At 58.3% G+C, this 25,465-nt stretch carries 23 protein-coding genes and 1 tRNA gene; 13 read left to right on the top strand and 11 right to left on the bottom strand.

The window, feature by feature from the left end; genetic code table 11:
• Positions 1 to 328: 328 nt before the first annotated feature.
• Positions 329 to 1,018, bottom strand: a complete 690-nt coding sequence (locus tag LRK71_RS07125; protein ID WP_232402183.1) for an ArsR/SmtB family transcription factor — start codon at positions 1,016 to 1,018, stop codon at positions 329 to 331.
• A gap of 76 nt (positions 1,019 to 1,094) precedes the next feature.
• On the opposite strand from LRK71_RS07125, the gene LRK71_RS07120 reads away from it, so the two are divergent.
• The 4 genes from LRK71_RS07120 (at position 1,095) to LRK71_RS07105 (ending at position 3,373) form a co-directional block, all read left to right on the top strand.
• Positions 1,095 to 1,424 carry an NIPSNAP family protein gene (locus LRK71_RS07120; RefSeq protein ID WP_232402731.1) on the top strand — a complete coding sequence of 110 codons (330 nt, stop codon included), beginning with the start codon at positions 1,095 to 1,097 and terminating at the stop codon, positions 1,422 to 1,424.
• Positions 1,421 to 1,762, top strand: a complete 342-nt coding sequence (locus tag LRK71_RS07115; protein ID WP_232402182.1) for an antibiotic biosynthesis monooxygenase family protein — start codon at positions 1,421 to 1,423, stop codon at positions 1,760 to 1,762. Before LRK71_RS07120 ends, LRK71_RS07115 begins: the two co-directional genes overlap by 4 nt.
• 306 nt (positions 1,763 to 2,068) lie before the next feature.
• Positions 2,069 to 2,617 carry a YaeQ family protein gene (locus LRK71_RS07110; RefSeq protein WP_232402181.1) on the top strand — a complete coding sequence of 183 codons (549 nt, stop codon included), beginning with the start codon at positions 2,069 to 2,071 and terminating at the stop codon, positions 2,615 to 2,617.
• Between the two features lie 228 nt (positions 2,618 to 2,845).
• Entirely contained in the window at positions 2,846 to 3,373 is a 528-nt protein-coding gene (locus LRK71_RS07105) for a universal stress protein (RefSeq protein WP_232402180.1), read from the top strand.
• Positions 3,374 to 3,405: 32 nt separating this feature from the next.
• Here the strand turns inward: LRK71_RS07105 and LRK71_RS07100 are convergent, their stop codons facing one another.
• Entirely contained in the window at positions 3,406 to 4,140 is a 735-nt protein-coding gene (locus LRK71_RS07100; protein WP_408635990.1) for an NYN domain-containing protein, read from the bottom strand.
• A gap of 448 nt (positions 4,141 to 4,588) precedes the next feature.
• Here LRK71_RS07100 and LRK71_RS07095 point away from each other — a divergent pair.
• A tRNA-Asn gene (locus tag LRK71_RS07095) sits at positions 4,589 to 4,663 on the top strand.
• 384 nt (positions 4,664 to 5,047) lie between these two features.
• On the opposite strand, the gene LRK71_RS07090 is transcribed toward LRK71_RS07095, so the two are convergent.
• The 3 genes from LRK71_RS07090 to LRK71_RS07080 form a co-directional block, all read right to left on the bottom strand.
• Positions 5,048 to 6,451, bottom strand: a complete 1,404-nt coding sequence (locus LRK71_RS07090) for a TRAP transporter large permease (protein ID WP_232402178.1) — start codon at positions 6,449 to 6,451, stop codon at positions 5,048 to 5,050.
• A gap of 5 nt (positions 6,452 to 6,456) precedes the next feature.
• A complete protein-coding gene (locus LRK71_RS07085; RefSeq protein ID WP_232402177.1) occupies positions 6,457 to 7,113 on the bottom strand; it encodes a TRAP transporter small permease subunit in 657 nt (218 codons plus the stop codon).
• A 90-nt stretch (positions 7,114 to 7,203) separates the two neighbouring features.
• Positions 7,204 to 8,220 (bottom strand): C4-dicarboxylate TRAP transporter substrate-binding protein, encoded by a 1,017-nt coding sequence (locus LRK71_RS07080; RefSeq protein WP_232402176.1) that lies wholly within the window; start codon positions 8,218 to 8,220, stop codon positions 7,204 to 7,206.
• A gap of 604 nt (positions 8,221 to 8,824) precedes the next feature.
• Between LRK71_RS07080 and acs the strand changes: the two genes are divergently transcribed.
• The 8 genes from acs (at position 8,825) to LRK71_RS07040 (ending at position 18,238) form a co-directional block, all read left to right on the top strand.
• Positions 8,825 to 10,780, top strand: a complete 1,956-nt coding sequence (gene acs, locus LRK71_RS07075) for an acetate--CoA ligase (protein WP_232402175.1) — start codon at positions 8,825 to 8,827, stop codon at positions 10,778 to 10,780.
• A gap of 13 nt (positions 10,781 to 10,793) precedes the next feature.
• Positions 10,794 to 11,477, top strand: coding sequence for an adenylate kinase (locus tag LRK71_RS07070; RefSeq protein ID WP_232402173.1), 684 nt, complete (start codon positions 10,794 to 10,796; stop codon positions 11,475 to 11,477).
• 209 nt (positions 11,478 to 11,686) lie between these two features.
• Entirely contained in the window at positions 11,687 to 11,971 is a 285-nt protein-coding gene (locus LRK71_RS07065) for a DUF4212 domain-containing protein (protein WP_232402169.1), read from the top strand.
• 3 nt (positions 11,972 to 11,974) lie between these two features.
• Positions 11,975 to 13,759: a sodium:solute symporter family protein gene (locus LRK71_RS07060; RefSeq protein WP_232402167.1), complete on the top strand. Its 1,785-nt coding sequence runs from the start codon at positions 11,975 to 11,977 to the stop codon at positions 13,757 to 13,759.
• 135 nt (positions 13,760 to 13,894) lie between these two features.
• Complete coding sequence (locus tag LRK71_RS07055; protein WP_232402164.1) at positions 13,895 to 15,718, top strand: DUF294 nucleotidyltransferase-like domain-containing protein; 1,824 nt, start codon at positions 13,895 to 13,897, stop codon at positions 15,716 to 15,718.
• A 26-nt stretch (positions 15,719 to 15,744) separates the two neighbouring features.
• Entirely contained in the window at positions 15,745 to 16,266 is a 522-nt protein-coding gene (locus LRK71_RS07050; RefSeq protein WP_232402162.1) for a hypothetical protein, read from the top strand.
• Between the two features lies 1 nt (position 16,267).
• On the top strand, positions 16,268 to 17,722 hold the full coding sequence (locus LRK71_RS07045) for a 3'-5' exonuclease (RefSeq protein ID WP_232402160.1): 1,455 nt from the start codon (positions 16,268 to 16,270) through the stop codon (positions 17,720 to 17,722).
• A 15-nt stretch (positions 17,723 to 17,737) separates the two neighbouring features.
• Positions 17,738 to 18,238 (top strand): flavin reductase family protein, encoded by a 501-nt coding sequence (locus LRK71_RS07040; protein ID WP_232402159.1) that lies wholly within the window; start codon positions 17,738 to 17,740, stop codon positions 18,236 to 18,238.
• 116 nt (positions 18,239 to 18,354) lie between these two features.
• On the opposite strand, the gene LRK71_RS07035 is transcribed toward LRK71_RS07040, so the two are convergent.
• The 6 genes from LRK71_RS07035 to LRK71_RS07010 form a co-directional block, all read right to left on the bottom strand.
• Positions 18,355 to 19,341, bottom strand: coding sequence for an ABC transporter substrate-binding protein (locus LRK71_RS07035; RefSeq protein WP_232402157.1), 987 nt, complete (start codon positions 19,339 to 19,341; stop codon positions 18,355 to 18,357).
• A 218-nt stretch (positions 19,342 to 19,559) separates the two neighbouring features.
• Positions 19,560 to 20,405 (bottom strand): ABC transporter permease, encoded by an 846-nt coding sequence (locus LRK71_RS07030; RefSeq protein ID WP_232402155.1) that lies wholly within the window; start codon positions 20,403 to 20,405, stop codon positions 19,560 to 19,562.
• 124 nt (positions 20,406 to 20,529) lie between these two features.
• Positions 20,530 to 21,447, bottom strand: coding sequence for an ABC transporter permease (locus LRK71_RS07025; RefSeq protein WP_232402153.1), 918 nt, complete (start codon positions 21,445 to 21,447; stop codon positions 20,530 to 20,532).
• Positions 21,448 to 21,483: 36 nt separating this feature from the next.
• A complete protein-coding gene (locus LRK71_RS07020; RefSeq protein ID WP_232402151.1) occupies positions 21,484 to 22,305 on the bottom strand; it encodes an ABC transporter ATP-binding protein in 822 nt (273 codons plus the stop codon).
• A 63-nt stretch (positions 22,306 to 22,368) separates the two neighbouring features.
• Positions 22,369 to 23,823, bottom strand: a complete 1,455-nt coding sequence (gene hydA / locus LRK71_RS07015) for a dihydropyrimidinase (protein ID WP_232402149.1) — start codon at positions 23,821 to 23,823, stop codon at positions 22,369 to 22,371.
• Between the two features lie 155 nt (positions 23,824 to 23,978).
• A complete protein-coding gene (locus LRK71_RS07010; protein ID WP_232402146.1) occupies positions 23,979 to 25,229 on the bottom strand; it encodes a Zn-dependent hydrolase in 1,251 nt (416 codons plus the stop codon).
• Positions 25,230 to 25,465: the final 236 nt, after the last annotated feature.

Here is a 25,465-nt window from a genome sequence, read left to right as displayed (position 1 = left end):
ATCAGATGGTCGGCCATGCCCCCCCGTGACTGAATGCAGCTCCTATGGGAGCGATCGCAAAACGCCTGGAGACCAATGGCAAGTTGAGCGCACGACCCAAAAATAACACAAAATCAGAATGGTACGATCAGCCACACGAAACCATCATCGGTGCCACACTTGAACGCACCACTTTTTACATAATTTTCAACGCATTAGTCTATATACGCTAAGCATAGAGCAGCAGGGTTTGCCGTGATTTTTCTGTGGCTCCGGGAATTTTCAGGGGGAGTCGAGCCGCGTGTGCTGGGGCTGTCTGCGCTGCGCCAGCACCACTGGACTGGTAGCGCTAGGTGCTAGCGGTCGGAAACAGGCGATGGAAGGCGGCAGCCCCAGAGTCCGAAAAGGATACGATACGGGTTTTTTGATCGCGTTTAGCCCAGGTCAGGTCTTCAAACCGGGTAAGGAACGCGCGGCCAAGGCTACCCGCCAGATGCGACCGTCGCGCGCTCCAGTCCAGGCATTCTCGGCAGAGCGGAGCACGCGCCTGCTGTAACGCTGCTGCGTCAATCTCAAAATCTGATACAAAAGCCAGCCCCGACTGGGTCAGAGCCAAGTCTGGGCCCTCCAGAACAAGATGTCCCTGAGCGATCAGACTATCAAACATCTGCGTCCCCATGTCTCCGGCGAGATGGTTATAGCAAACCCGCGCCTTGCGCAGTTCCGCGTCCTTCGGACCCGTGCGTTTCCGTAGATGCCCGGCACCGGCCGCCAGCCCCATCAGCCCCTCTAAAACATGGGCAACGTCATCACTGGCAAGCGAAAAATACTTGTGTCGCCCCTGCTTGCGCGGGCGTAGCAGCCCGCCCGAATCAAGTTTTGACAAATGCGAACTGGCCGTCTGGATGGTAACACCGGCCTCTTGCGCCAGTTCGCTCACCGTCAGGGCCTTCCCGCTCATCAGGGCGGTCAACATGTTGGCGCGCGCGGGGTCGCCGATCAATGTGGCGACCTGGGCAATATCTGGACCTTCCTTCATACTTCGACCCTAGTCGAAGCATCCAGCCAATGCAATCGGCTAACGTGGTGGCACGATACCTATGAAAGAGACACCCATGCTAACCTGTGTAATTCGCTACCACATCGACCCAACAAAAAAGGCCCAATTTGCGCAATACGCAAAAAACTGGGGGCAGGCCATCCCCCGCTGTGGCGCTGATCTGATCGGATACTACGCCCCCCATGAAGGATCTTCGACGCTGGCCTATGGAATCTACAACCTGGCGAGCCTTGCAGACTATGAAGCCTACCGGGCGCGTCTTGCAGCGGACCCGCTCGGACGGGAAAACTACGAATTCGCGCAGAAAGAAAAGTTCCTGCTGCGCGAAGACAGGACATTCCTGAAGTGCGTATCAACGCCACACGGACCCGGTGCGGCCAGATGATTGCAGTCATATTTGAGGTTGAACCGGCGCAGGGTCGCAAAAGCGATTATCTAGACATCGCTGCCAAGATGCGCCCAATGCTGGACGAGATCGAAGGCTTCATCTCAGTCGAGCGGTTCCAGAGCCTGACCAATGCGGATAAGATCCTGTCCCTGTCGTTTTTCGAGGATGAAGCCGCAATTGCACGCTGGCGCAATCTTAACGCGCATCGCGCTGCGCAGTCGCAGGGACGAGACGGCGTTTTTGCCAACTATCGCCTGTGCATCGCCAGTGTCATCCGGGACTATGGTATGTATGACCGCGACGAAGCGCCGACTGACAGTAAGGCGGCACATTGATGATTTTCCAGAACATGGTGGCCTAGGCTGCACCTAGATGGCAGCGATGCCATTCGAACGAAACCCCATCGCTGCCGCATCACTTGGGCGCGGGGCATGATACGGGCCTGGCAGGGGCCTGCTAGCCCAGCCCACCGCCCCCCCCGCAAGAAGGTAAACCCGGAGAATGCGCATATTATCTGCCGCGACAAGCGCGACAGCTAGCAGGGCTTATTTCACCCCCTCTGCCGATCCTATCATTTATCTGCTTTCACAAAGCCACCAGACGCACTAGGCATCCCTATCTTCGCAAATTTGGGACAGACCATGGCGCAAAAATCCACCATATATAAAGTTGAACTCTCCGTTTGCGATATGGACCGTCACTATTATGAGACCCATAAACTGACCGTTGCCAAACACCCGTCCGAGACGGACGAACGGCTAATGGTGCGCCTTCTCGCTTTTGCGCTGAATGCCCACGAGCAATTGGAACTGACACGCGGCCTGTCAACGGATGACGAACCGGACATTTGGCAAAAAAGCCTGAGTGGCGAGCTTGAATTGTGGGTGGCGTTAGGCCTGCCAAGTGAGAAGATCGTGCGCCAGTCCTGCGGCAAGGCCAACGAGGTGATTATCTATTGCTACGGCGGAAAAACCGCTGAAATGTGGTGGGAGAAGATCAAAAACAGCACCACTCGGTTTGATAACCTTCAAGTTATCAATTTTTCAGAGACCGACACCCGCAACCTGGAAAAACTGGCAAGTCGTTCAATGCGGCTGCAGGTCAATATTCAGGACGGCGAGGTGATGGTCAGTGTTGATGATAGCATCGTCTATGTGACCCCAGACAAATGGAAAACCACAGATCACTGATTGTCGATTGGCCCGCCCCTACTGCCAGCCATCAATGGCAGCTTTGACGCGCCACAGCCTGCGCAAGAACATCTGAGCCCCGCCGGTGCGCCAACCACAGATCATGGATGGATAGGCTATTTCCCAGAGCAGAGCATCGGAATATGTGCCGGGTCTTGACTTGCGTCAATGCGCCTGAATACCGCCCTCTTTAGTCTCTCTCCCATCATACAAAAGGGAGAGGGAGACATGATTTCCAGTATCCTCGTCGCAACGGACGGCTCGAAAACGGCGGATCGGGCGGTAAGTCTGGCAGCCGAGCTTGCCGCCAAACTCGCTGTTCCGCTGACTGTCGGTCACGTATTGCAGCATGGTGCCCAGGTAGACGAATTGAGCCGCATGGCCGAGGTTGAGCACTTGGTGCACCATGTCAAATCGCAGAAACCTATTCATCTGGGGGACATCCCGTCCAACATGGATGCCCTGTTCTCGGGTGATCTCTCCGGAGCAGACCGCGAGAGAGTTATCTCTGTGATCGGTGACGAAATCGCAGCCCGCGCTGCCAGCCGTGCCAAAGAGTTGGGTGCCAAGACCGTCTCAACCCGTGTGGTGAACGGCAGTGACGATGAAGGCATTCTCAGCATGGCCAAAGAGGTCGGCGCAGACATGATCGTGATTGGCCACCGAGGACTGGGCCCGATAAAACGCATTTTCCAAGGCAGCGTGTCGCAGAAAATCAGTCAGCAGGCCGATTGCACGGTGGTCACGGTGCACTGACAGCTTGGCGCAGGCAAAAAACGGTCAAAAACTCAGTCCAACCGGCGCACCAAAATCTGGTTGCCCTCACCGCGTCTTGTTTCGAAAGTTTTCAACGTTGATATCAGATCGCTGAGTTTACGTTTGCCATAGCTGCGGGTGTCAAAGTCAGGCGCAGCGGCGCTGATGTACTGGCCAATCTGCCCCAGCGTGAACCATTCGTCATCCTGATTAATTGCATCCATGGCGCGCTTCACCAGCTTGCTTGGGTCTTCCAGTTGCGCCGGAGCACCAACCAAGGCTTCTTCCTTTTGCAGCTTTGGTTTTTGTGGTGTCTTTGTCGGCTCGGGGATCAGGTTCTCGACATAGATGAAACGCTTGCAGGCCTTTACAAATGCAGCAGGGGTTTTGCGCATTCCCATGCCAAAAACATCCACCCCTTGTTCGCGTATGCGGCTGGCCAGCCGGGTGAAATCACTGTCCGAGGAAATCAAGACAAAGCCGTCAAATCGACCGGAATGCAGGATATCCATTGCATCAATGACCAAAGCAATATCCGAGGCATTCTTGCCTGTGGTATTGGCAAACTGCTGGTGCGGAACAATGGCCAAAGCCGCCAGCTTTTCCTTGGTCCAGCCCTGCGCACCGCTGCCAGAGAAATCGCCATAGATACGACGAATACTGGCCTCGCCAAGCGAGGCGATCTCTTCGAACATGACCTCTGCATGTTTGGCAGAGATATTGTCCGCATCGATAAGGACGGCCAGAAGCGGGGGTTTGGGTGCAATTACCACGGCATAGAACTTTCTCTTGGCAGATGGAATGGCGACAGATTCGCCAGTATTTTCAGCAAAAACAGTCCCAGATCGGCGGGATACTGTTGACGGATATTGCTATGTTTACAGGGGCCCGGCCGCGCGCAACGCGGCAAAGCCTCGACTATCTTGCTCGGCTTTCAGAGGGTTACAATAACAGATCCCCTCGGCGAGGTCAGGTTAGTTAGACCCTATCTTGAACCATGATGCAATTGAACAAGGAATACGGCGGCGCAGTGGACGGCGCAGACCTCAGGAGACACATCCGCAGGAGATTGCCAAACAGCCACCGCGTTCGCGGTTCCGCCTCAAGCCCCTCCCCTCTCCTGCAGCTCTTGGTAAAGAGGCTGGAAAAAAACTTTTGATATATGCGGTTTTCCTCTGGACGCGCAAAAACCGCAAAGCTATATCGAACCCGTATTCCGGCGTAGCTCAGCGGTAGAGCAGTTGACTGTTAATCAATTGGTCGTAGGTTCGATCCCTACCGCCGGAGCCATAAAAAGCCACCAAGCTCAATAGCTTGGTGGCTTTTTTGGCTGGGTGATATCCGTCATGGTTTCGGCTTGTCACCGGATTTTTCACCCCGTTCTGTACAGAGGGGAAAGATGTGATGTTTCATATCGATCAATAGCGATTTGATCCTCACACCTGCTTGCAGAAATCAAAACGAGCCAGAGCCCCTCACGCCCCCTTTGACATGGGCAGCAAGAAGGCAACCTGATCTATTGCTGTCCGTTTCTCATCTATGGTCACGTAGGGCCAGCGGCCGCGCAGCCCAGTGCATAAAACAGTCCAATACGCATAAACCAATACGCATGGAAAAGGGCGGCATGGGACAAACCCGCGCCGCCCTTTTTCCTCCCCCAAAAGGGAGGTCTTACTACTGTGCCAGGCTCGGCAGGTAGAGCACGATGGCGGGGAAGGCCACCAGAAGCGCAATCGTCACGCCATCGGCGATAAAGAAGGGCATCACGCCGCGGAATACGTCTTGCACGCTCAGATCATCGCGCACCCCGGCCACAACAAAACAGTTGAGACCAATCGGCGGCGTAATCAGGCAGAACTCGGCCATTTTCACCACCAGAATGCCAAACCAGATCGCACACATCGGCCCTGACATGCCAAAGGCGCTGTCTGCTGCCGCCACGCTCTCGCCGCCATTCAACGCCATCACCGCCGGGTAGACCACCGGCAGGGTCAGCAACAGCATGCCAATGGCATCCATGAACATCCCCAGCACGGCATAGGCCAGCAGGATGCAGATCAGGATCACCATAGGCGACATCTCAAGGCTGGTAATCCAGTCAGAGAAGGCCCCCGGCAGATCGGCAAAGCCCAGAAAGCGCACATAGATCAGCACGCCCCAAATGATGGTAAAGATCATCACGGTAAGCTTGGCCGTCTCCAGCAGCGCCGATTTGAACTCCCCCCAGCGCATGCCGCGCCAGAGCGCCATGCAAAAGACCACAAAAGCCCCCAGTGCGCCGCCCTCGGTTGGGGTGCCCCAGGCATCGCCGCCAAAGGGGTTGTAGACAAAGCAGATGATGATCACGACAACAAAGACAATCGGCAGCGCCCCGGGCAGCGCTTCAAAACGCTGACGCCAGGTGAAACCAGTGACGGGCGGGCCGACATTCTTAAAGACCATCGCAATGCCAACAATCAGCAGCACATAGACCACTGCGCTGAAGGCGCCGGGAATAAAGCCAGCCAGCAGCAGCTTGCCCACGTCCTGTTCAACGATAATGGCATAGATCACCAGAATCGCCGAAGGCGGGATCAGCGAAGCCAGGGTCCCGGCTGCTGCCACAACCCCCGCTGCAAATCGTTTATTATAGCCAATCGCCAGCATTTCCGGGATGGCGATCCGTGCAAAGACCGCCGAGGTCGCAACCGACGCCCCCGACACCGCTGCAAAACCGGCAGTGGCAAAAACGGTCGATACCGCAAGCCCGCCCGGCAGCCAGGCGATCCAGCGTTTGGCCGCTTCAAACAGCGCCCGCGTGAGGCCCGCATAATAGGCCAGATAGCCGATCAGGATGAAGGTGGGAATCAGGCTCAGCGCCTGGCTGGAAACCTTGGAATGCGGCACCTGCCCGGCAATCTTGACCGACACGGTCAGCGCCTTGCCAAATTTATCCGGGCTGTAGCCGAATTTGGCCCAGAAGATCCAGATAAGCCCGACCAGGCCCGCCAGACCGGCGGCAAAGGCAACCCGCATGCCAACAACAACCAGCACAAGCAAAAAGCTGGTGACCCAAAGGCCAATTTCAATTGGTTCCATGCCCGTTACCCCTGCCCGCTCATAGCGTCATCATCTTCATGGCCAACCAACTGTTCGGCCTCTGCTGCGGCCTGTTCCGCCGCATCCAAAATCATTGGCACCGCCGGGGGATTTTCCAATCCCAGCACCATCGCCCGGCCATAGCCCCAAGCCTGCAGCACAAGGCGCAGGCACAGCACTGAAAAGGCCACCGGTGCCAGCAGTTTCGCGGGCCAGATCGGCAGGCCGATATCAATTGAACTGTCGCGGCTCCAGAGAGGCGCGGCAAAATCAAACGACCGGGTGAAATGCGACCAACTGCCCCAGACCAGGGCCAGCATCAGCAGCAGAATCAACAGAATCGAAACCAGTTCAAACAGCCAAAGCGCCCGACCACGCAGCGCACCAATGACGATATCCATGCGGATATGGCCGCCATCGCGCTGCACAAAGGCAATGCCCATAAAGGCAATCAATGGCATGACCTGTTCGATCCAGTCCACATAGCCGGGCAAGGGCGCATTCAGCGCGTTGCGTCCGCCAACCGAAACAACGGCCAGCAGCATGAGTGAAAAGACAGCCAGGCCGCTCAGCAGCGCCAAGACCTGCTCGACATGTAGCAATTTGCGGTCAAGACGGCTGATCAGGCTGCCATCTTCCAGCACCGCGGCGTTTCCCGCCATGGGCTCACCTTTCTATAAAGAGAGTTTTCTAACACCAAAAACGGGGCCGAGAGAGAAGTCTCTCAGCCCCGTATCGTCCAGCGACCCGGCTTAGTTGCCTGCGCGGGTGTCGGTGAGGGTCTTGATCACCAGGTCATAAAGCTCCTGACCGGGAATTCCCTGGGCTTCCATGTCCTTGATCCACTGTTCGCGGATCGGATCAGCGGCCGTGGTGCGGAATTTCGCCAGCTCTTCCTCGGACATCATCACCTTGGTGACGCCCTTTTCTTCCAGAACCTGGTCCCACTTTGCCAGCAAGGCCCCGTAGTTGTCGAGGTAATGTGCGATGGCCTCATCAACAGAACTGTCGAGTGCCTCACGCTCTGCGCCGCTCAGCGCGTCATAGGCATCGGTGTTGACGACCACCGGGCAGTTCACGGTGCCGGGGTTCAGGTTGGCTGTCCACCAGTCGGCGCGGTTGATGGTGCCAAAGGACAGATGCGCGTGCTGTGCAAAGGCCACGGTATCGACAACACCGGATTCCATCGCGTTATAGGCTTCGGTGGCTGTCACCGAGGTGGGCACCGCACCAACTGCGGAAAAGGCCTGACCGATACCGCCGGTGGCACGCACCCGCATGTCTTTGAAATCAGCCACGGTGTCGCGGGGATCACCAGTACCAACGATGTTATACTGTGGCATTGGGCTGGTCATCAGCAGCTTTGCATTCCAGCGCGCCAGATCTTTCTGCGCCGCAGGATGGTCATAGACCGCATGGCTGACGGCGACTTCCTCTTCCAGGGTGTTCACGCCCAGGAAGGGCAGTTCCAGCACGGTGATCGAGGGGTTCTTATCACGATGATAGCCGGCACAGAACTGCGCCATTTCAAAGGCACCAATAGAGATCCCGTCGAGGTTCTCTTTATTTTTGGACAGGCCACCGTAGCTGATGTTGAGCGTGAACTCGCCATCCGTTTTGGCGCTGACCAGCTCTGCCAGTTTTTCAACGTGCTCGGTAAAGGCGCGGCGCTTGCCCCAGACCGAAACATTCCATTCTGTCGCAGCGGCTTCACCAACCAGGGCAAACCCAGCCGCAGCCGTCACAGCGGCAGTCAAAATCGTCTTCATATATTCATCTCCCATGTTGCGCCTGTCGCCATCCAGCCGCCATATTGGCAGCGGCCAGGGTGCAGGCGCTTGCCGGTACGCTAACTCTATCTGACAATACTGCCAAGCCCGCAGCGTCCCCCAAAACAGAGATTGCCGCTTTCCCCGCCCGGTTCCACCAGCCGCGCAGGCCGGGCTGCCTATAATCCGTTCACCGCCTCACTATTGGACGCAAGAAAGTTGCGCCACCCGGCCGGAATTTTAGCGCAAACATCGGTCATGGGCACAAAATGCCGCAGCCTGTCGCGGCGGAAAGAATCCGAATGCAGGTGATTTGGTCGATAAATTTCACAAATATTCAGATCCCGCAGCCCCGCAACGTTGACTAATAATTCCCATATTCATAACGGATTTTACTGACGCTTTGGTGACAAATTTTCAACGCTCGCCCTTGCACGGAAATTCATTTACAAGCAAACCGTTATTTTACCAGATCTTATTCACTTATTTTCTGCGCACCCTATTATCAGCGCCAGGGAAGGAAACGGTTTGACAGTAACGCCCACCAGTTGTGGGGTCATTCCGACAGGCGATACGCCGACAGACTATCAGGGAGGAACACAGCATGACACAGCAGCCCCAGGCTCAGCCCCACGCGCCATCCGCGGACACCGTCGCCCGCGCCCATGTCGACAGCGCAAAATACGAGGAAATGTATGCCGCCTCGCTCAAGGATCCCGAAGCCTTCTGGGCCGAGCAAGGCAAACGCATCGACTGGATCAAACCCTTCACCACGGTGAAGGATGTCAATTTCAATTTTGGCGAGGTCTCGATCAACTGGTACAGCGATGGCACGCTGAACGTATCGGCCAACTGTATTGACCGCCATCTGGATACCCGCGGCGACCAAACCGCGATTATCTTTGAACCCGATGATCCGGATGAAGCGGCCCAGCATATTACCTACAAGGAGCTGCACCGCCGCACCTGCCGCATGGCCAATATCCTTGAAACCATGGGCGTTCGAAAAGGCGACCGGGTGGTAATCTACCTGCCGATGATCCCCGAGGCCGCCTATGCGATGCTGGCTTGCGCCCGGATCGGCGCGATCCATTCGATTGTCTTTGCCGGCTTTAGCCCTGATGCGCTGTCGGCTCGGATCAATGGTTCTGACGCCAAGGTGCTGATCACTGCGGATGAGGCCCCCCGTGGCGGTCGCAAGACACCACTGAAGTCCAACGCGGATGCGGCGCTACTGCACTGTAAGGATTCCGTGAAATGCCTGGTTGTAAAACGGACCGGCGGCCAGACCACCTGGGTTGCCGATCGCGACTATGACTACAACGAGATGGCGCTGGAGGCGAATGACTACTGCAAGCCCGCAGAGATCAACGCCGAAGACCCGCTCTTTGTGCTTTATACCTCTGGCTCCACCGGCCAGCCCAAGGGTGTGGTTCATACCTCCGGTGGCTATCTCGCCTATGCGGCGATGACCCATGAGATCACCTTTGATTACCACGACGGCGACATCTACTGGTGTACCGCTGACGTGGGCTGGGTCACCGGCCACAGCTATATTGTCTATGGTCCGCTGGCCAATGGGGCCACCACGCTGATGTTCGAAGGCGTCCCCACCTACCCAGACGCCAGCCGGTTTTGGCAGGTCTGCGAAAAGCACAAAGTCAACCAGTTCTATACCGCCCCTACCGCACTGCGCGCCTTGATGGGTCAGGGCAATGAATGGGTTGAAAAATGCGACCTGTCCTCGCTGCGCCTGCTGGGCACCGTGGGTGAGCCAATAAACCCCGAGGCCTGGAACTGGTACAATGACGTTGTCGGCGGCGGTCGCTGCCCCATCGTTGACACCTGGTGGCAGACCGAAACCGGCGGCCATCTGATGACCCCCCTGCCCGGTGCCCATGCCACCAAACCCGGCTCGGCAATGAAGCCCTTCTTTGGCATCCAGCCCGTGGTTCTGGATCCGCAGTCTGGCGAAGAGATCAGCGGCAACGGGGTTGAGGGGGTGCTGTGCATCAAGGACAGCTGGCCTGGCCAGATGCGCACCGTCTGGGGTGATCACGAGCGCTTTCAGAAGACCTATTTTGCGGATTACAAAGGTTATTACTTTACCGGGGATGGCTGTCGCCGCGACGAGGATGGCGACTATTGGATCACCGGCCGCGTTGATGATGTGATCAATGTCTCGGGGCACCGGATGGGCACCGCCGAAGTCGAAAGCGCCCTGGTGGCCCATTCCGCCGTCGCCGAAGCCGCCGTGGTGGGCTATCCGCATGAGATCAAGGGCCAGGGCATCTATTGCTATGTCACCCTGATGAACGACCGCGAGCCATCTGATGAATTGGTAAAAGAGCTGCGCACCTGGGTGCGGACCGAAATCGGCCCCATCGCCAGCCCTGATGTGATCCAATGGGCCCCTGGCCTGCCAAAAACCCGCTCGGGCAAGATCATGCGCCGGATCCTTCGCAAGATTGCCGAAAACGACTTTGGCGCGCTTGGCGACACCTCGACCCTGGCCGACCCTTCGGTGGTCGATGATCTAATCGCCAACCGAACGAAATAAGGAGTATCACAGCATGACAACCGACGTAATAACCCGCCCTGCTGTCTTGATCCTTCTTGGCCCCCCCGGCGCCGGGAAGGGCACCCAGGCCCGCATTCTCGAAGAGACCTTCGGCCTGGTGCAGCTGTCGACCGGCGATCTGTTGCGCGCCGCTGTGGCCGCAGGCACCGAGGCCGGCAAGGCTGCCAAGGCGGTGATGGCAGCGGGCGGTCTGGTCTCGGATGAGATCGTGATCAACATCCTGCGCGACCGTCTTGGCGAACCCGACTGCGCAAAGGGGGTCATTCTGGATGGCTTTCCGCGCACCACGGTTCAGGCCGAAGCGCTGGATGTCTTGCTGGGCGAGACCGGCCAGAAGATCAATGCAGCCATCAGCCTGGAGGTGGATGATAATGCCATGGTGACCCGGATTTCCGGGCGCTACACCTGTGGCGGCTGTGGCGAAGGCTACCACGACAGTTTCAAACAGCCCGCAACGGCGGGCACCTGTGACAAATGCGGCAGCACCGAGATGACCCGCCGCGCCGATGACACCGCCGAAACCGTTGCCAGCCGACTGGCAGCCTACCATCAACAGACCGCGCCCTTGATCGCCTACTACGGCGACAAAGGCGCGCTGCAAAAGATCGACGCCATGGGCGATATCAGCAACATTTCCGGCGGTCTTGCCAGAATTGTCCAGGCTGCCACTGCCTAAGGCCTTCGCGCCCAAGGCCCCGGCCGACTTCGCCGGGGTCTGAACATATCTACCAAAAACCCCGACCCATTCTGCTGGCTCGTGTCAGCAGCAGGGCGGAGCCATGCCTGATGCCCCTTTTTCTTGCGAAGATCCGGGCGGCAGGCAAACCAATTTGTATGCCTGCTTGATCCCTCTCGCAGGTCCTGGAGGAAGAAGGAGAAGCCGCCATGGCGGACCATAAAACAAAAGCTGCACAGACAGCCGAGGCCGATAAAGGCTATTGGCAGGCCAATGTGCGGATCATTCTTGTTAGCCTGGTGATCTGGGCTGTCGTTTCATTTGGATTTGGCATTCTGTTGCGTCCGATGCTGTCAGGCATTGCGGTTGGCGGCAGTGACCTGGGCTTTTGGTTTGCCCAGCAGGGATCCATCCTGGTCTTTCTGGGCCTGATCTTTTTCTACGCCTTCCGGATGAACAAACTGGACCGTGAATTCGGTGTCGAGGAGGAATAGGCCATGGATCAGTTTACCATCAACCTGCTGTTTGTGGGCACCTCTTTCGCGCTTTACATCGGCATCGCGATCTGGGCCCGCGCGGGCTCTACATCGGAATTCTATGCTGCGGGGCGCGGCGTGCACCCTGTCACCAACGGTATGGCCACCGCGGCCGACTGGATGTCTGCGGCGTCGTTCATCTCGATGGCGGGTCTCATCGCCTTTACCGGCTATGACAACTCTTCCTTCCTGATGGGCTGGACCGGTGGCTATGTGCTGCTGGCCCTGCTGCTCGCCCCCTATCTGCGCAAGTTTGGCAAGTTCACCGTGTCCGAGTTCATCGGTGATCGGTTCTACAGCCCAACCGCGCGTATCGTGGCGGTGATCTGCCTGATCGTCGCCTCTACCACCTATGTGATCGGCCAGATGACCGGCGTTGGCGTTGCCTTTGGCCGCTTTCTGGAAGTCTCCAATACCACTGGCCTGCTGATCGGCGCCTGTGTTGTATTCGCCTACGCGGTGTTCGGCGGCATGAAGGGCGTGACCTATACCCAGGTGGCACAGTACTGCGTGCTGATCATGGCCTATACCATCCCGGCCATCTTCATCTCGCTGCAGCTGACCGGCAATCCAATCCCGGCACTGGGCCTGTTTGGCGACCACGTCGCAAGCGGTGAGCCTCTGCTGCAAAAGCTGGACGCCATTGTGCGTGAACTGGGCTTTAATGAATACACCGCCCACCATGCCGATACCTTCAATATGGTGCTGTTTACCCTGTCGCTGATGATTGGTACCGCAGGTCTGCCTCATGTGATCATGCGCTTCTTCACTGTACCACGCGTCGCAGATGCGCGCTGGTCGGCTGGCTGGGCGCTTGTTTTCATCGCATTGCTGTACCTCACCGCGCCTGCTGTTGGTGCCATGGCACGACTGAATATCACCGATATGATGTGGCCCAATGGCACCGATGCGCAGGCGGTTTCAGTCGAGCAGATCGAAAACGATGCCCGCTACGACTGGATGGCCACCTGGGAAAAAACCGGACTCTTGGCCTGGGAAGACAAAAACGGCGACGGCCATATCCAGTATTACAACGACAAAAATGCGGATATGCAGGCCAAAGCGGCTGAAATGGGCTGGGTCGGCAACGAGCTGACCAACTTCAACCGCGATATCCTGGTGTTGGCCAACCCTGAAATCGCCAACCTGCCCTCTTGGGTTATTGGCCTGGTGGCGGCGGGTGGTCTGGCGGCGGCGCTGTCCACGGCGGCAGGTCTGCTGCTGGCGATCTCTTCTGCGGTGTCGCACGATCTGATCAAGGGTTCGATCAATCCGAGCATTTCGGAAAAAGGAGAGCTGTTGTCGGCGCGTATTGCCATGGCGGTTGCCATCGCAGTTGCCACCTATCTGGGCCTCAACCCTCCCGGCTTTGCGGCGCAGACCGTGGCACTGGCCTTTGGTCTGGCGGCGGCCTCGATCTTCCCGGCGCTGATGATGGGGATCTTTTCGACCAAGATCAACAACACCGGGGCCGTGGCTGGTATGCTGGCCGGTCTGGGTGTCACCCTGATCTACATCTTCCTGCACAAGGGCTGGTTGTTCATTCCGGAGACCAATTCCTTTACCGATGCTGACCCGCTGCTGGGCACGATCAAGTCAACCTCCTTTGGGGCCATTGGCGCTGCGATCAACTTCGCTACGGCCTATCTGGTGGCCAGCATCACCAAGGAAACCCCGCAAGAGATCAAAGACCTGGTCGAAAGCGTGCGGATCCCACGTGGCGCAGGCGCTGCACAGGATCACTGATCCCGACTGGACGGGCCTCTCCCTCAGGTTCTATCCTGATGGCCCGTTCCTTTTTATTCCTATGCCCGCCCGGGGTCGCCCCTCGGGCGGGCATCAACATTCTTTCCCGTCGCCCTTTTTAAACAGGTCTGTGCAATGCCGATTTCCGAACCCGATCTGCTCCGCTTTCTTGCCTCTGTGCACCCCTATGACAGCCTCGGACCAGATGACCTGCGTGCTTTGGCCCCCAAGTTTCGCCTGGTGGCCCTGGCCGCAGATGCCCCGATCTATGCGCTGGGAGAAGACCTGAAGGGGCTCTATCTGGTGCATCACGGCGAGGTGGAAATCACCGATGAGAACGACATGACCCTGTCGATCCTGGGGCCGTGCAATTCCTTTGGGGAACGCGGGCTGACGCGGGGCGGGCGGGCCGAAACCTCTGCCCGGACCAATACGGACAGCTTGCTGCTGTTGCTGCCGCGCGCCGATTTTGACGCGCTGATGCAGGATGAACCTACGGTGGCACGTTTTTTTGATCGCCGCCGCCCCGAGGCCACGCGCCAGAGTGGGCTGACCACCCTGCGCGCCAAGGATATCATGGCCTCCCCGGCGCTGACCTGCGCACCGGGGCTAAGCTGCCAAAGCGCGGCGCAACTGATGCGGCAGCACCATATTTCCTGTGTCTGCATCCACGAAGATCACGGGCTGCTCGGCATTCTGACCACCCGGGACCTGACCGAAAAGCTGCTGGCAGAGGGGCTACCGGCCAGCACCCCTGTTGACCAGATCATGACGCCTGCCCCCCAGAGCCTGCCGCCAGGGGCGCTTGGCTCGGATGTGCTGCACGCGATGATGGAACATCATATCGGCCATATCCCGGTGACACAGAACGGCCAGCTGCTTGGCATGATCACCCAGACGGACCTGACCCGGTTTCAGGCCATCACCTCAGCCGAGTTGGTCGCACGGATCGCACGCGCCGATACGGCTGCCGAAATGGCACAGGTCACGGCCGATATTCCGCAACTGCTGATGCAGCTGGTGGCGGGCGGCAACCGGCACGAGGTGGTTACCCGGTTGATCACCGATATTGCCGATACCGTTACCCGGCGGCTACTTGCACTGGCAGAGGCCAGGCTGGGCCCTGCCCCGGTGCCCTATCTGTGGCTGGCCTGCGGCAGCCAGGGGCGGCAGGAACAGACTGGTGTCTCGGATCAGGACAACTGCCTGATCCTTGCCGATAGCATCACCGCCGACGGTACGCGCTATTTTGCCAAACTGGCCGATTTTGTCTGCGACGGATTGAACCAATGCGGCTATGTCTATTGCCCCGGTGACATGATGGCCAGCACCCCACGCTGGCGCCAGCCGCTGCAGGTCTGGCACGACTATTTTGCGGATTGGATTGCCAAACCCGGCCCCGAGGCACAGATGCTGGCCTCGGTGATGTTTGATCTGCGTCCCATCGGCGGTGATACCGCCTTGTTTGCCCCGCTTCAGGCCCAGGGGCTGGCAGCCGCCAGCGCCAATTCCATCTTTGTTGCGCATATGACCTCCAACGCGCTGAAACACACACCGCCGCTCGGGCTGTTGCGCGGCCTTGCGACCCTGCGCTCTGGCGAGCACCGCAACAGGCTGGACATGAAACATAACGGCGTGGTGCCGGTGACCGATCTGGCGCGTATCTATGCGCTGCAGGCCGGGATAGATGTGGTCAATACCCGCGCCCGGCTCAAGGCGGCTGCCACGGCGGGCACTGTCAGCCCCCGAGGTGGGCGAGATTTGCTGGATGCCTATGATCTGATTGCACAGACCCGGCTGGAACATCAGGCCCGGCGGGTGCGCCACTCTCTAGTGCCCGACAACTATTTGGCGCCTGCCGACCTGTCAGATTTTGAACGCAGCCACCTGCGCGATGCCTTTGTCGTCGTAAAGACGATGCAATCGGCGCTAGGACACGGTAAAGCAATGCTCAGCTGAGCCCCAAACAGCCATAGGAGTCTTTGATGTTTCTGGAACTGATCGCAGTGATTTTTGCCGGCATCGCCGTTGCGGGCGTGGTGATGTTGGTGAACGCCGCCAGCGGCGGGCGCCTGCCGCGTTGGCTGGCCCCTGTTGCGGCTGGACTCGCGATGATCGGCGTCACTGTGGCATCGGAATATGGCTGGTACAGCCGTACCGTGGCCGGCCTTCCTGCCGGGCTAGTGGTTGCCGAAACCGTCGAGCGGCGCAGCCTCTATCGCCCCTGGACCTATGTCTTTCCCTATACCGAACGTTTTGTCGCCCTGGACCGCACCACCCGGCGCAGCCACCCGGCACAGCCCGATCAGCACTTGGTTGAAACCTATTTCTTTGGCCGCTGGGCCCCCATTGGCCAGCTCAGCACCCTGATGGACTGCGCAGGCTGGCAGCGCGCTGTGATCTCCGGCGAGACTGGTTTTCTACCGGACGGCGACACAAGCGGGTTCGACTGGGTGTCACCACCGGCTGATGACGGCCTACTGACCACCCTATGCCGGGAGGGATGAGATGCTGACACATCTGAGCCTGCGCCTGCGGATTTTCCTGTTCTTTGGCCTGATTGCCCTGGGCAATATTGCGATCTTTACCGGCGGCCTTTGGCTTGGGTATCAACGCGCTGGCCTGCCTGCGCTGCTGGATCCGTTTGTTTTCACCGGGCTTCTCGGCAGCTTTGCCTGTCTTGGTATCTGCGCCGCAATATGGCTGCTGTTTGATGAACATGTGGCCAAGCCGATCGAGACGCTCGCAGCGGAAATGCGTCTACAGGCCCATGGCGGCATTTCGCGCGACATCGACGCACAGACTGCGCGCTATCTTGGTGATCTCGCCCCGGCGGCGGCCGGGCTTGCGGGGCAATTGGGCGATAACACCCTGCAAACTGCGCGTAGCATTGCCAAAGAGACCGCCCGGCTGGAAGCGGAAAAACAACGGTTGACAGAGCTATTAAGCGAAATCCCAGTGGCCACCGTGATGCTGGGGCCGGATCATCGCATCGTGCTCTATGATGCCCAGGCTGCCGCGGTTCTGTCCCGGATCGCCCAGCCACGGCTCAACGCCTCTCTGTATGACTATCTGGACCGCAGCACGCTGGAAACCGCCCTGGCCAAGATGCACAAAACCGGGCAGGAGGTCAGGGCACAGGTCGCAAGCCGCGACAAGGCACAGAACTTTGCGATCTGCCTGAAACCCCTGGGCCAGGGCGACGGCTATGTGCTGATCTTTGACGCGCCCGCCACCGTCCTTACACCGCAAGACGCCCACCCACTGGTCTTTGATTTTGACCTCATTGTACGCCCGCTGCATGAAATCGCAGACCGCCCGCTGCAGCAGCAATGCTTTGTGGTCTTTGACACCGAAACCACCGGCCTGTTGCCTCACCGGGACGAAATCGTACAGATCGGCGCGGTGAGGGTGCTGAACGGGCGCCAGGTCACAGGCGAGCGCTTTGACACCTTGGTAAACCCCGGCCGTCCGATTCCCGAATCTGCCAGCCGCATTCATGGCATCAGCCCCGCAATGGTCGCCGATGCGCCAGAAATCACCACCGCCGCAGCCGCCTTTCACCACTTTGCAACGGATGCGGTGATCGTCGCCCATAACGCACCGTTTGACATGGCCTTTCTGCGCCGCCACGCCAAAGGCACCGGGGTGCAGTGGGATCACCCAATTCTTGATACAGTCTTGCTAAGCGCCGTGTTGTTTGGCGCCTCGGTGCCGCATACGCTGGACGCGCTTTGCGCGCGGCTGGAAATTACCATACCAGCAGCGCAGCGTCATACCGCATTGGGCGATGCCCAGGCCACCGCTTCCGCTCTGGTGAAAATGATCCCGCTGTTGCAGGCCCGCGGCTTTCTCACCCTGCGCGATGTTATCGAGCAGACCCAACGCCATGGGCGCCTGCTCGAAGACCTGAACCCAGTGGACAATCACGGCGGCACATGGCAGGCAGGCAAAAAGCCCTGAAGCGAGGCGCGCGACATGTCCGAAACCAGTTTTACGCCCGGCGCCGATACCCTACGGGCCTATCGGGATGCGCTGGGATCATTTGCCACCGGTGTAACCGTGGTCACGACGCTGACCAAAAACGGCCCGCTGGCGATCACTGTCAACAGCTTCACCTCGGTCTCGATGGATCCACCGCTGCTGCTCTGGTGCCCGGACCGCAGCTCTCTGCGCCATGATGCCTTTGTGGCCGCACAGCGGTTTTCCATCCATGTTCTGGCCGAAGACCAGTTCGACATGGCGCAGCATTTTGCCCTGCACGGCGACGGCTTTACCCAGGACAACTGGCAACTAAGCCCAGCCCAGACCCCGGCCCTGCGCAACCCTATTGCCCGCTTTGACTGCCGCCTGTACCAGGTGCATCCGGCAGGAGATCACAGCATCGTCCTGGGCGAGGTCACCCAGGTCACCTCCCGCCCCGGCAACGGATTGGTGTTCAAACGCGGCCAATACGGCGGTTTTCTGCAACAGCCCTGACCTCTGGACCGACCTCTCGAGTTCGTCCACAAAAAACTCCGCCAAACCAGAATGTTCGGCGGAGTTCTTAATTTTTTCTAGCACCCTACATGGTGCAGATCACCCAGTCATGGGGCCTATTTCAAAGCCGCATCGGTAATGACATGGGTCCATGCCCCTTCTGGCATCTTGGTGATCACCGGAGTAGAGCCGCCTTCAAGCAGGGTTTTCACCGTCCGCTCATAATCTGCAACATCCAGCGCCCCATTGCTGCCCGCAGTCAGCTTGGCAACCTCGCGCATCATGCGCTGCTGGTGGTGTTCGGTCTGCGCGCCAGAAGCATCGTTGTCCAGCACGATTTCCGCAGCTTCATCCGGATTGGCTTCGGCGTATTTCCAGCCCTTCATAGAGGCCCGCACAAAGCGTTCCATCTTCTCCACAAAGGCGGGATCTTCCAGGTTCTCTTCCAGAACATACAAACCGTCTTCCAGCGTTGCGACGCCCTGATCTTCATATTTGAAGGTAATCAACTCATCCGGAGAAACGCCCGCATCAAGAACCTGGCCATATTCGTTATAGGTCATGGTCGAAATACAATCCGCCTGACGCTGCAACAGCGGATCAACATTAAAGCCCTGCTTCAGAACCTCGACGCCCATCTCGCCCTTTGCTTCGGTGGAAATGCCAAGCTTGCTCATCCAGCTCATGAAGGGGAATTCATTGCCAAAGAACCATACACCCAGCGTGCGGTTTGTCAGATCTTCAGGTGCGGCAATGCCGGTATCGTTCCAACAGGTCAGCTGCATCCCCGAGCTCTTGTAAGGCTGGGCAATATTGACCAGCGGCAGGCCCTTTTCGCGCGCGGCCAGGGCAGCTGGCATCCATTCTACGGTAACATCGGCACCGCCGCCTGCAATCACCTGGGTTGGCGCAATATCCGGGCCACCTGGCAGAATGGTGACATTCAGATCCTCTTCGCTATAAAACCCTTTGTCCAGGGCTACGTAGTAGCCAGCGAACTGTGCCTGTGTCACCCATTTCAGCTGCAGTTTCACGTCATCTGCAGCCTGAGCCGCGCCGACAGATGCAAACGCCAGACCGGCGGCTGTCAAAATGTGTTTCATGAGATTGTTCTCCCGTTGGTTATGTCGAAAGCTTGCGCGAATTTGACCCTTCGATCAAATATTATTATTAGAATTTTATGAGCAACTTAGCCCTTTTGCGCAGCGATTGAGCGTTGTTGATGGGCCCGTGATGGTTTTTTCACCACCCCCATGGCCTCCCCCCAGAACGCCCCTTGGAGGATCTGCCAGCGCGCAGACCGCGCGCTGACCAGTGGTTCCTATCCGCGTTGCGAGGGATGCCAGAAGGTCAGGCTTTTCTCGATCAAGGCAATTGCCCCGTAAAAGAAAGACCCGGCCAGCGCCGCCACCACGATTTCGGCCCAGACCATATCAAGCGCCAGTTGGCCAACGCTGGTCGATATCCGAAACCCCATCCCCACAGTCGGAGAGCCAAAGAACTCTGCTACAATTGCGCCCACCAGCGCCAGCGTGGTCGAGATCTTCAGGCCATTGAAAATAAAAGGCAAAGCCGCAGGCAAGCGGAGCTTGAAGAAACTCTGCCAATAGCTGGCCGCATAGGTCTGCATAAGATCGCGCTGCATGGCAGAGGTCTCGCGCAGCCCCGCCACGGTATTCACCAACATGGGAAAAAACACCATAACCACAACCACCGCCGCCTTTGACTGCCAGTCAAAGCCAAACCACATCACCAGAATGGGCGCGGTGCCAACGATAGGCAGGGCGGCAACAAAATTGCCAACCGGCAACAAGCCGCGGCGCAGAAAATCACTACGATCCACGGCCACCGCCATCAACAAGGCCGCGCCACAGCCAATGATATAGCCAGACAGGGCTCCCTTCAGAAAGGTCTGTGCCAGATCCTTCCACAGGATCGGCAAAGAGACCGCAAAGCGCTCCACAATCAGGCTGGGGGCCGGCAGGATCACCAGGGACACCTCAAGCCCCCGCACCAACAGCTCCCACACCAAGAGCACCGTGATACCAAAAATCACCGGCACCAACAGTTTTACCCCCCGCGTGTCAGCGCCGACCCCATTGGCCAGACGGCTGTTCAACCACCAGCCGGCACACCAGACAAGAACCGCCAGAACAACCAAAATCATTGCAGGTCTCCCTTGCCGGTCCAGGCTGACAGTGGCGCGCCCGTTACCCGCTTCATTTGGCCGCAAGTATCCCGGGGGAGCCGCGCTTTCGCGGCGGGGGCAGCGCCCCCATTGCACAGTCTCATCATCCGCTCATCCCCATCCGTTTCAACAGCGTCTTCTCGATCACTTCCAGCAAAGCCACCAAAAGCCCCGCCAGAATGGCCGCAGCAAATAGCGCCGACCAGATCTGCACGGTCTGACCATAATAGCTGCCCGCCAATAGACGCGCGCCCAGACCAGAAACCGCCCCGGTAGGCAGCTCGCCGACGATCGCCCCCAGCAGCGAGGCCGCAATGCCGATCTTCAATGAGGTAAAGAGATAGGGCATCGAGGAGGGAAGCCGCAGTTTCCAGAACCCCTGGCTGGTGCTGGCGCTATAGGTTTTCAACAGGTCCAGCTGCATCGCATCAGGACTGCGCAGCCCCTTGACCATGCCTACCACCACAGGAAAGAAGCTCAGATAGGCCGAGATGATCGCCTTGGGCAGGATCCCCTGTACCCCGATGGAATAAAGCACCACAATGATCATCGGTGCCAGCGCGATAATAGGGATGGTCTGGCTGACAATCGCCCAGGGCATCACCGACATATCCATCACCCGTGAATGCACGATACCCACCGCTAGCAAAATGCCAAGCCCGGTGCCGATGACAAAGCCCAAAAGCGTCGCCTTCAGCGTCACCTGCCCGTGGTACACCAAGGACCGCTTCGAGGTGACTTTCTTCATCACCGTGGTGTTCCACAGTTCACGCACCACCTGATGCGGTGCAGGCAGACGGGGGCGATCCTGGCTAAAGGTCGCTGCAATGGCAAAGCTGTTACTGGCCACCAGACCAAAGCTGCCCATATTTCGGCGCTCCTTTGAGGTCACAGGGGTCACTTCGGCCCCAGCCCGCTCAGCTGTGTCCAACACGCCTTTGATGTTCATCGGCACGCAGGCCGCATACCAAAAGGCAACAATCGCGGCCAGCACGGTCAGGACGGAAAGAAAGGTTCTCATCGCCGCCCCTCCCTGGTTTTGTGTGCGATTTTCCCCTTAGTCATCGGCATGCCCTGCCCGCAGGCCTTCGCGCACACGATGAGCGATATCGATGAACTCCTGACTGTCACGAATGTCCAAGGGGCGCTCATGTGGCAGGGTACTTTCGATCACATCGGTAATTCGACCAGGGCGCGGTGACATCACCACGATTTTTGTCGACAGATAAACCGCCTCGGGGATCGAATGGGTGACAAAACCGATTGTTTTGTTGGTGCGTGCCCATAACTTCAATAGCTGTTCATTCAGGTGATCGCGTACGATCTCATCCAGCGCCCCAAAAGGTTCATCCATCAAAAGGATATCCGCATCAAAGGCCAGCGCGCGGGCGATACTGGCGCGCTGCTGCATCCCCCCAGACAGCTGCCAGGGATACTTGCCGCCGAAACCGGACAGCTCGACGAGTTCCAGCACCTGCTCAACCCGCTTGTCCTGTTCCGCGCGGGAAAACCCCATGATTTCAAGCGGCAGCTTGATGTTCTTGGCAATGGTACGCCAAGGGTACAGGCCAGCGGCCTGAAACACATAGCCATAGGCACGCTGTTTGCGGGCCTCATCCGGGCTCATGCCATTCACGGTAATGCTGCCGCCAGTGGGATGTTCCAGCGCTGCCATCACCCGCAGGAATGTGGTCTTGCCACAGCCAGAGGGGCCGATGAACGAAACAAAGTCGCCCTTGTTGATCGTCAGGTTCACATCCTTCAGCGCCTGCACGGGGCCATCATTTGTCGGGAAAACCAGATCCAGGTTTTTCGCTTCGACGACGGCCTCGGGGGCACCCTGCGGGGCATGGGCCTGGGTAGTCGTTTGAGTATTCATAATGTTGCCTTGCTCAGACTGCGAGGGGGCCGCGGCAGAGATGCCACCGCAGCCCGGCCCTCATTAGACGCCGGTTGCGGGAATGCCAGTGCGCTGCACAGGCCGCGGGGCGCTCAGCTCTTTCCAGGTCGAAAGCGCCTTGTTCACCGTCGTGTTGGCCTCGCGCTCAACAAAGCGGCCATGGCCTTCCTGACAACGAATTTCGCCATCATGCACCGCCACCTGGCCGCGCGTCAGGGTGAACCGTGGCAAGCCTTTGACCTCTTTGCCCTCAAAGACATTATAGTCAATGGCGGATTGCTGGGTGCTGGCAGCGATGGTCTTGGTTTTTTCCGGATCCCAGACCACCAGATCGGCATCGGCGCCAACCAGAACGGCCCCCTTCCTAGGATAGCAATTCAAGATCTTGGCGATATTGGTCGAGGTCACGGCAACAAATTCATTTGGCGTGATCCGCCCGGTGGCAACCCCATGTGTCCAAAGCATCGGCATCCGGTCTTCCAGCCCGCCGGTGCCATTGGGAATCTTGGTGAAATCGCCAAGCCCATAGCGTTTCTGCTCAGTCGAAAAGGCGCAATGATCGGTGGCAACAACCGAGAGAGAACCTGACTGCAGCCCAGCCCAAAGGCTATCCTGATGCTGTTTATTCCGGAACGGCGGCGACATCACACGGCGCGCAGCATGGTCCCAATCGGGATTGAAATACTCACTCTCATCCAGCGTCAGGTGCTGGATGAGCGGCTCGCCCCAGACCCGCTTGCCCTGCTGGCGGGCCCGTCGGATCGCCTCGTGGCTGTCCTCGCAAGAGGTATGCACCACATAAAGCGGCACCCCGGCCATATCGGCAATCATGATGGCACGGTTGGTGGCCTCGCCTTCTACCTGTGGCGGGCGAGAATAGGCATGGGCCTCGGGGCCGGTATTGCCCTCAGCCAGCAGCTTGGCCGACAGCTCCGCCACCACATCACCATTTTCGGCGTGGACCATGGCAATGCCGCCCAGTTCAGACAGGCGCTGAAAGCTGGAATACAGCTCGTCATCATTGACCATCAGCGCGCCCTTATAGGCCATGAAATGCTTGAAGGTATTGATGCCGCGGGTTTCGATCACGGTCTTCATATCGTCAAAGACCTGCTCGCCCCACCAGGTCACCGCCATGTGGAAAGAATAATCGCAGTTGGCGCGCGTCGATTTGTTATCCCAGCGCTTCAACGCGTCCAGCAAGCTTTCACCCGGATTTGGCAGGGCAAAATCCACGACCATAGTGGTGCCGCCAGCCAGCCCGGCACGGGTGCCGCTTTCGAAATCATCTGTCGAATAGGTGCCCATGAAGGGCATTTCCAGATGGGTATGCGGATCAATCCCGCCCGGCATCACATAGCAGCCAGTTGCATCCAGCTCCTCATCACCTTTGAGGTTGGGGCCAATCGCAGTGATCACCCCATCTTCGATCAGGACATCCGATTTATAGGTAAGATCCGCGGTGACAATTGTCCCGTTCTTGATGACTTTAGTCATGGTAAAACTCCCTGTCTCGGGCGCATTTTGCGCCACTTTTATCTGGTTGCGGGACCAGTTCCCTGTTCTCTTGGCCCCCTTCATTTGGCCAAAAATATCCCGGGGGAGCGGCCCGTCAGGGCCGCGGGGGCAGCGCCCCGTCCCTTTTTACGGTATCAGGAAACGATCTCAGCCGTCTCAACAACTGCGTGGAACAATACATTGCCGCCAGCCTCGGCCCAATCCTTGCTGATCTCTTCCGCCTCATTGTGGCTCAAACCATCAACACAGGGGCACATGATCATCGCAGTTGGCGCAACCCGGTTGATCCAGCAGGCATCATGACCCGCACCCGAAATGATATCCAGATGCGAATAGCCCAGGCGCTCTGCCGCGCTACGCACTGCTGTGACGCAGGTCTCGTCGAACTTCACCGGGTCAAAGCCGCCGACTTTTTCAAATTCTATCTGCATATCAAGGGCTTCAACGATGTCCTTGCCCTCTTCGCGCAGGCGCAGCTCCATATCCTCGATCACTTCCAGATTGGGCGAGCGGAAATCAACGGTAAAGACCACCTTGCCGGGGATCACATTGCGCGAGTTTGGATAGACGTCGATATGGCCCGCCGCCCCCACCGCACTTGGCGCATGCGACCAGGCGATTTCATCCACCGCTTCCAGCACCCGCGCCATGGCGAGCCCTGCGTTGCGGCGCATTGGCATCGGGGTTGATCCGGTATGAGCGTCTTTGCCGGTGATGGTGACCTGGGTCCAGCTCAGGCCCTGGCCATGGGTGACCACGCCAATATCCTTGCCTTCGGCCTCTAGAATCGGACCCTGCTCGATGTGCAGTTCAAAGAAAGCATGCATTTTGCGGGCGCCCACCTCTTCGTCGCCGCGCCAGCCAATGCGCTTCAGCTCATCGCCAAATGACTTGCCCTCGGCGTCAACCCGGTCATAGGCCCAGTCCTGGGTGTGAATGCCGGCAAAGACGCCCGACGACAGCATGGCCGGCGCATAACGGGTGCCTTCCTCGTTAGTAAAGTTGGTCGCCACGATGGGATGTTTGGTCTTGATGCCCATATCATTGAGCGAGCGGATCAGCTCCAGCCCGGCCAGAACCCCCAGAACACCATCGTATTTGCCGCCGGTTGGCTGGGTATCCAAGTGCGAGCCCACATAGACCGGCAGCGCATCCGGGTCGGTGCCTTCGCGACGGGCAAACATATTGCCCATCTGATCCAGCCCCATGGTGCAGCCAGCCTCTTCGCACCACTTCTGGAACAGCGCGCGCCCTTCGGCATCTTCATCGGTCAAGGTTTGGCGATTGTTGCCCCCTGCGACACCGGGACCGATCTTGGCCATCTCCATCAGGCTCTCCCAGAGCCGATCACCGTTGATTTTCAGATTCTGTCCCAAAGACGTCATCGCAGCTTCCTTCCTGTTCCCCCCGCTGATCTTGCGGGTTATTCTTGGCTTGGCACCAATTGGTGGCTTTGAAACGTTGGCCTCTCTCCATCGGGATGGATTTGACCAACTGGTCAAACTCACGCTATCACGGGGAAGCCACCAGTCAAGAAATTGAGTCACTTTGGCTCTTATATCCCCGTAAAAATGGGGCAATGCGCAAATTGCGGGCGCCGCCAGCCCCGCTTCGCCCAGTA

This window comes from Pseudophaeobacter flagellatus, assembly GCF_021228235.1.
GTDB classification, from domain to species: domain Bacteria; phylum Pseudomonadota; class Alphaproteobacteria; order Rhodobacterales; family Rhodobacteraceae; genus Pseudophaeobacter; species Pseudophaeobacter flagellatus.
Note: the sequence above shows the minus strand (reverse complement) of the source record. Positions and strands in the feature narration are given on the sequence as shown.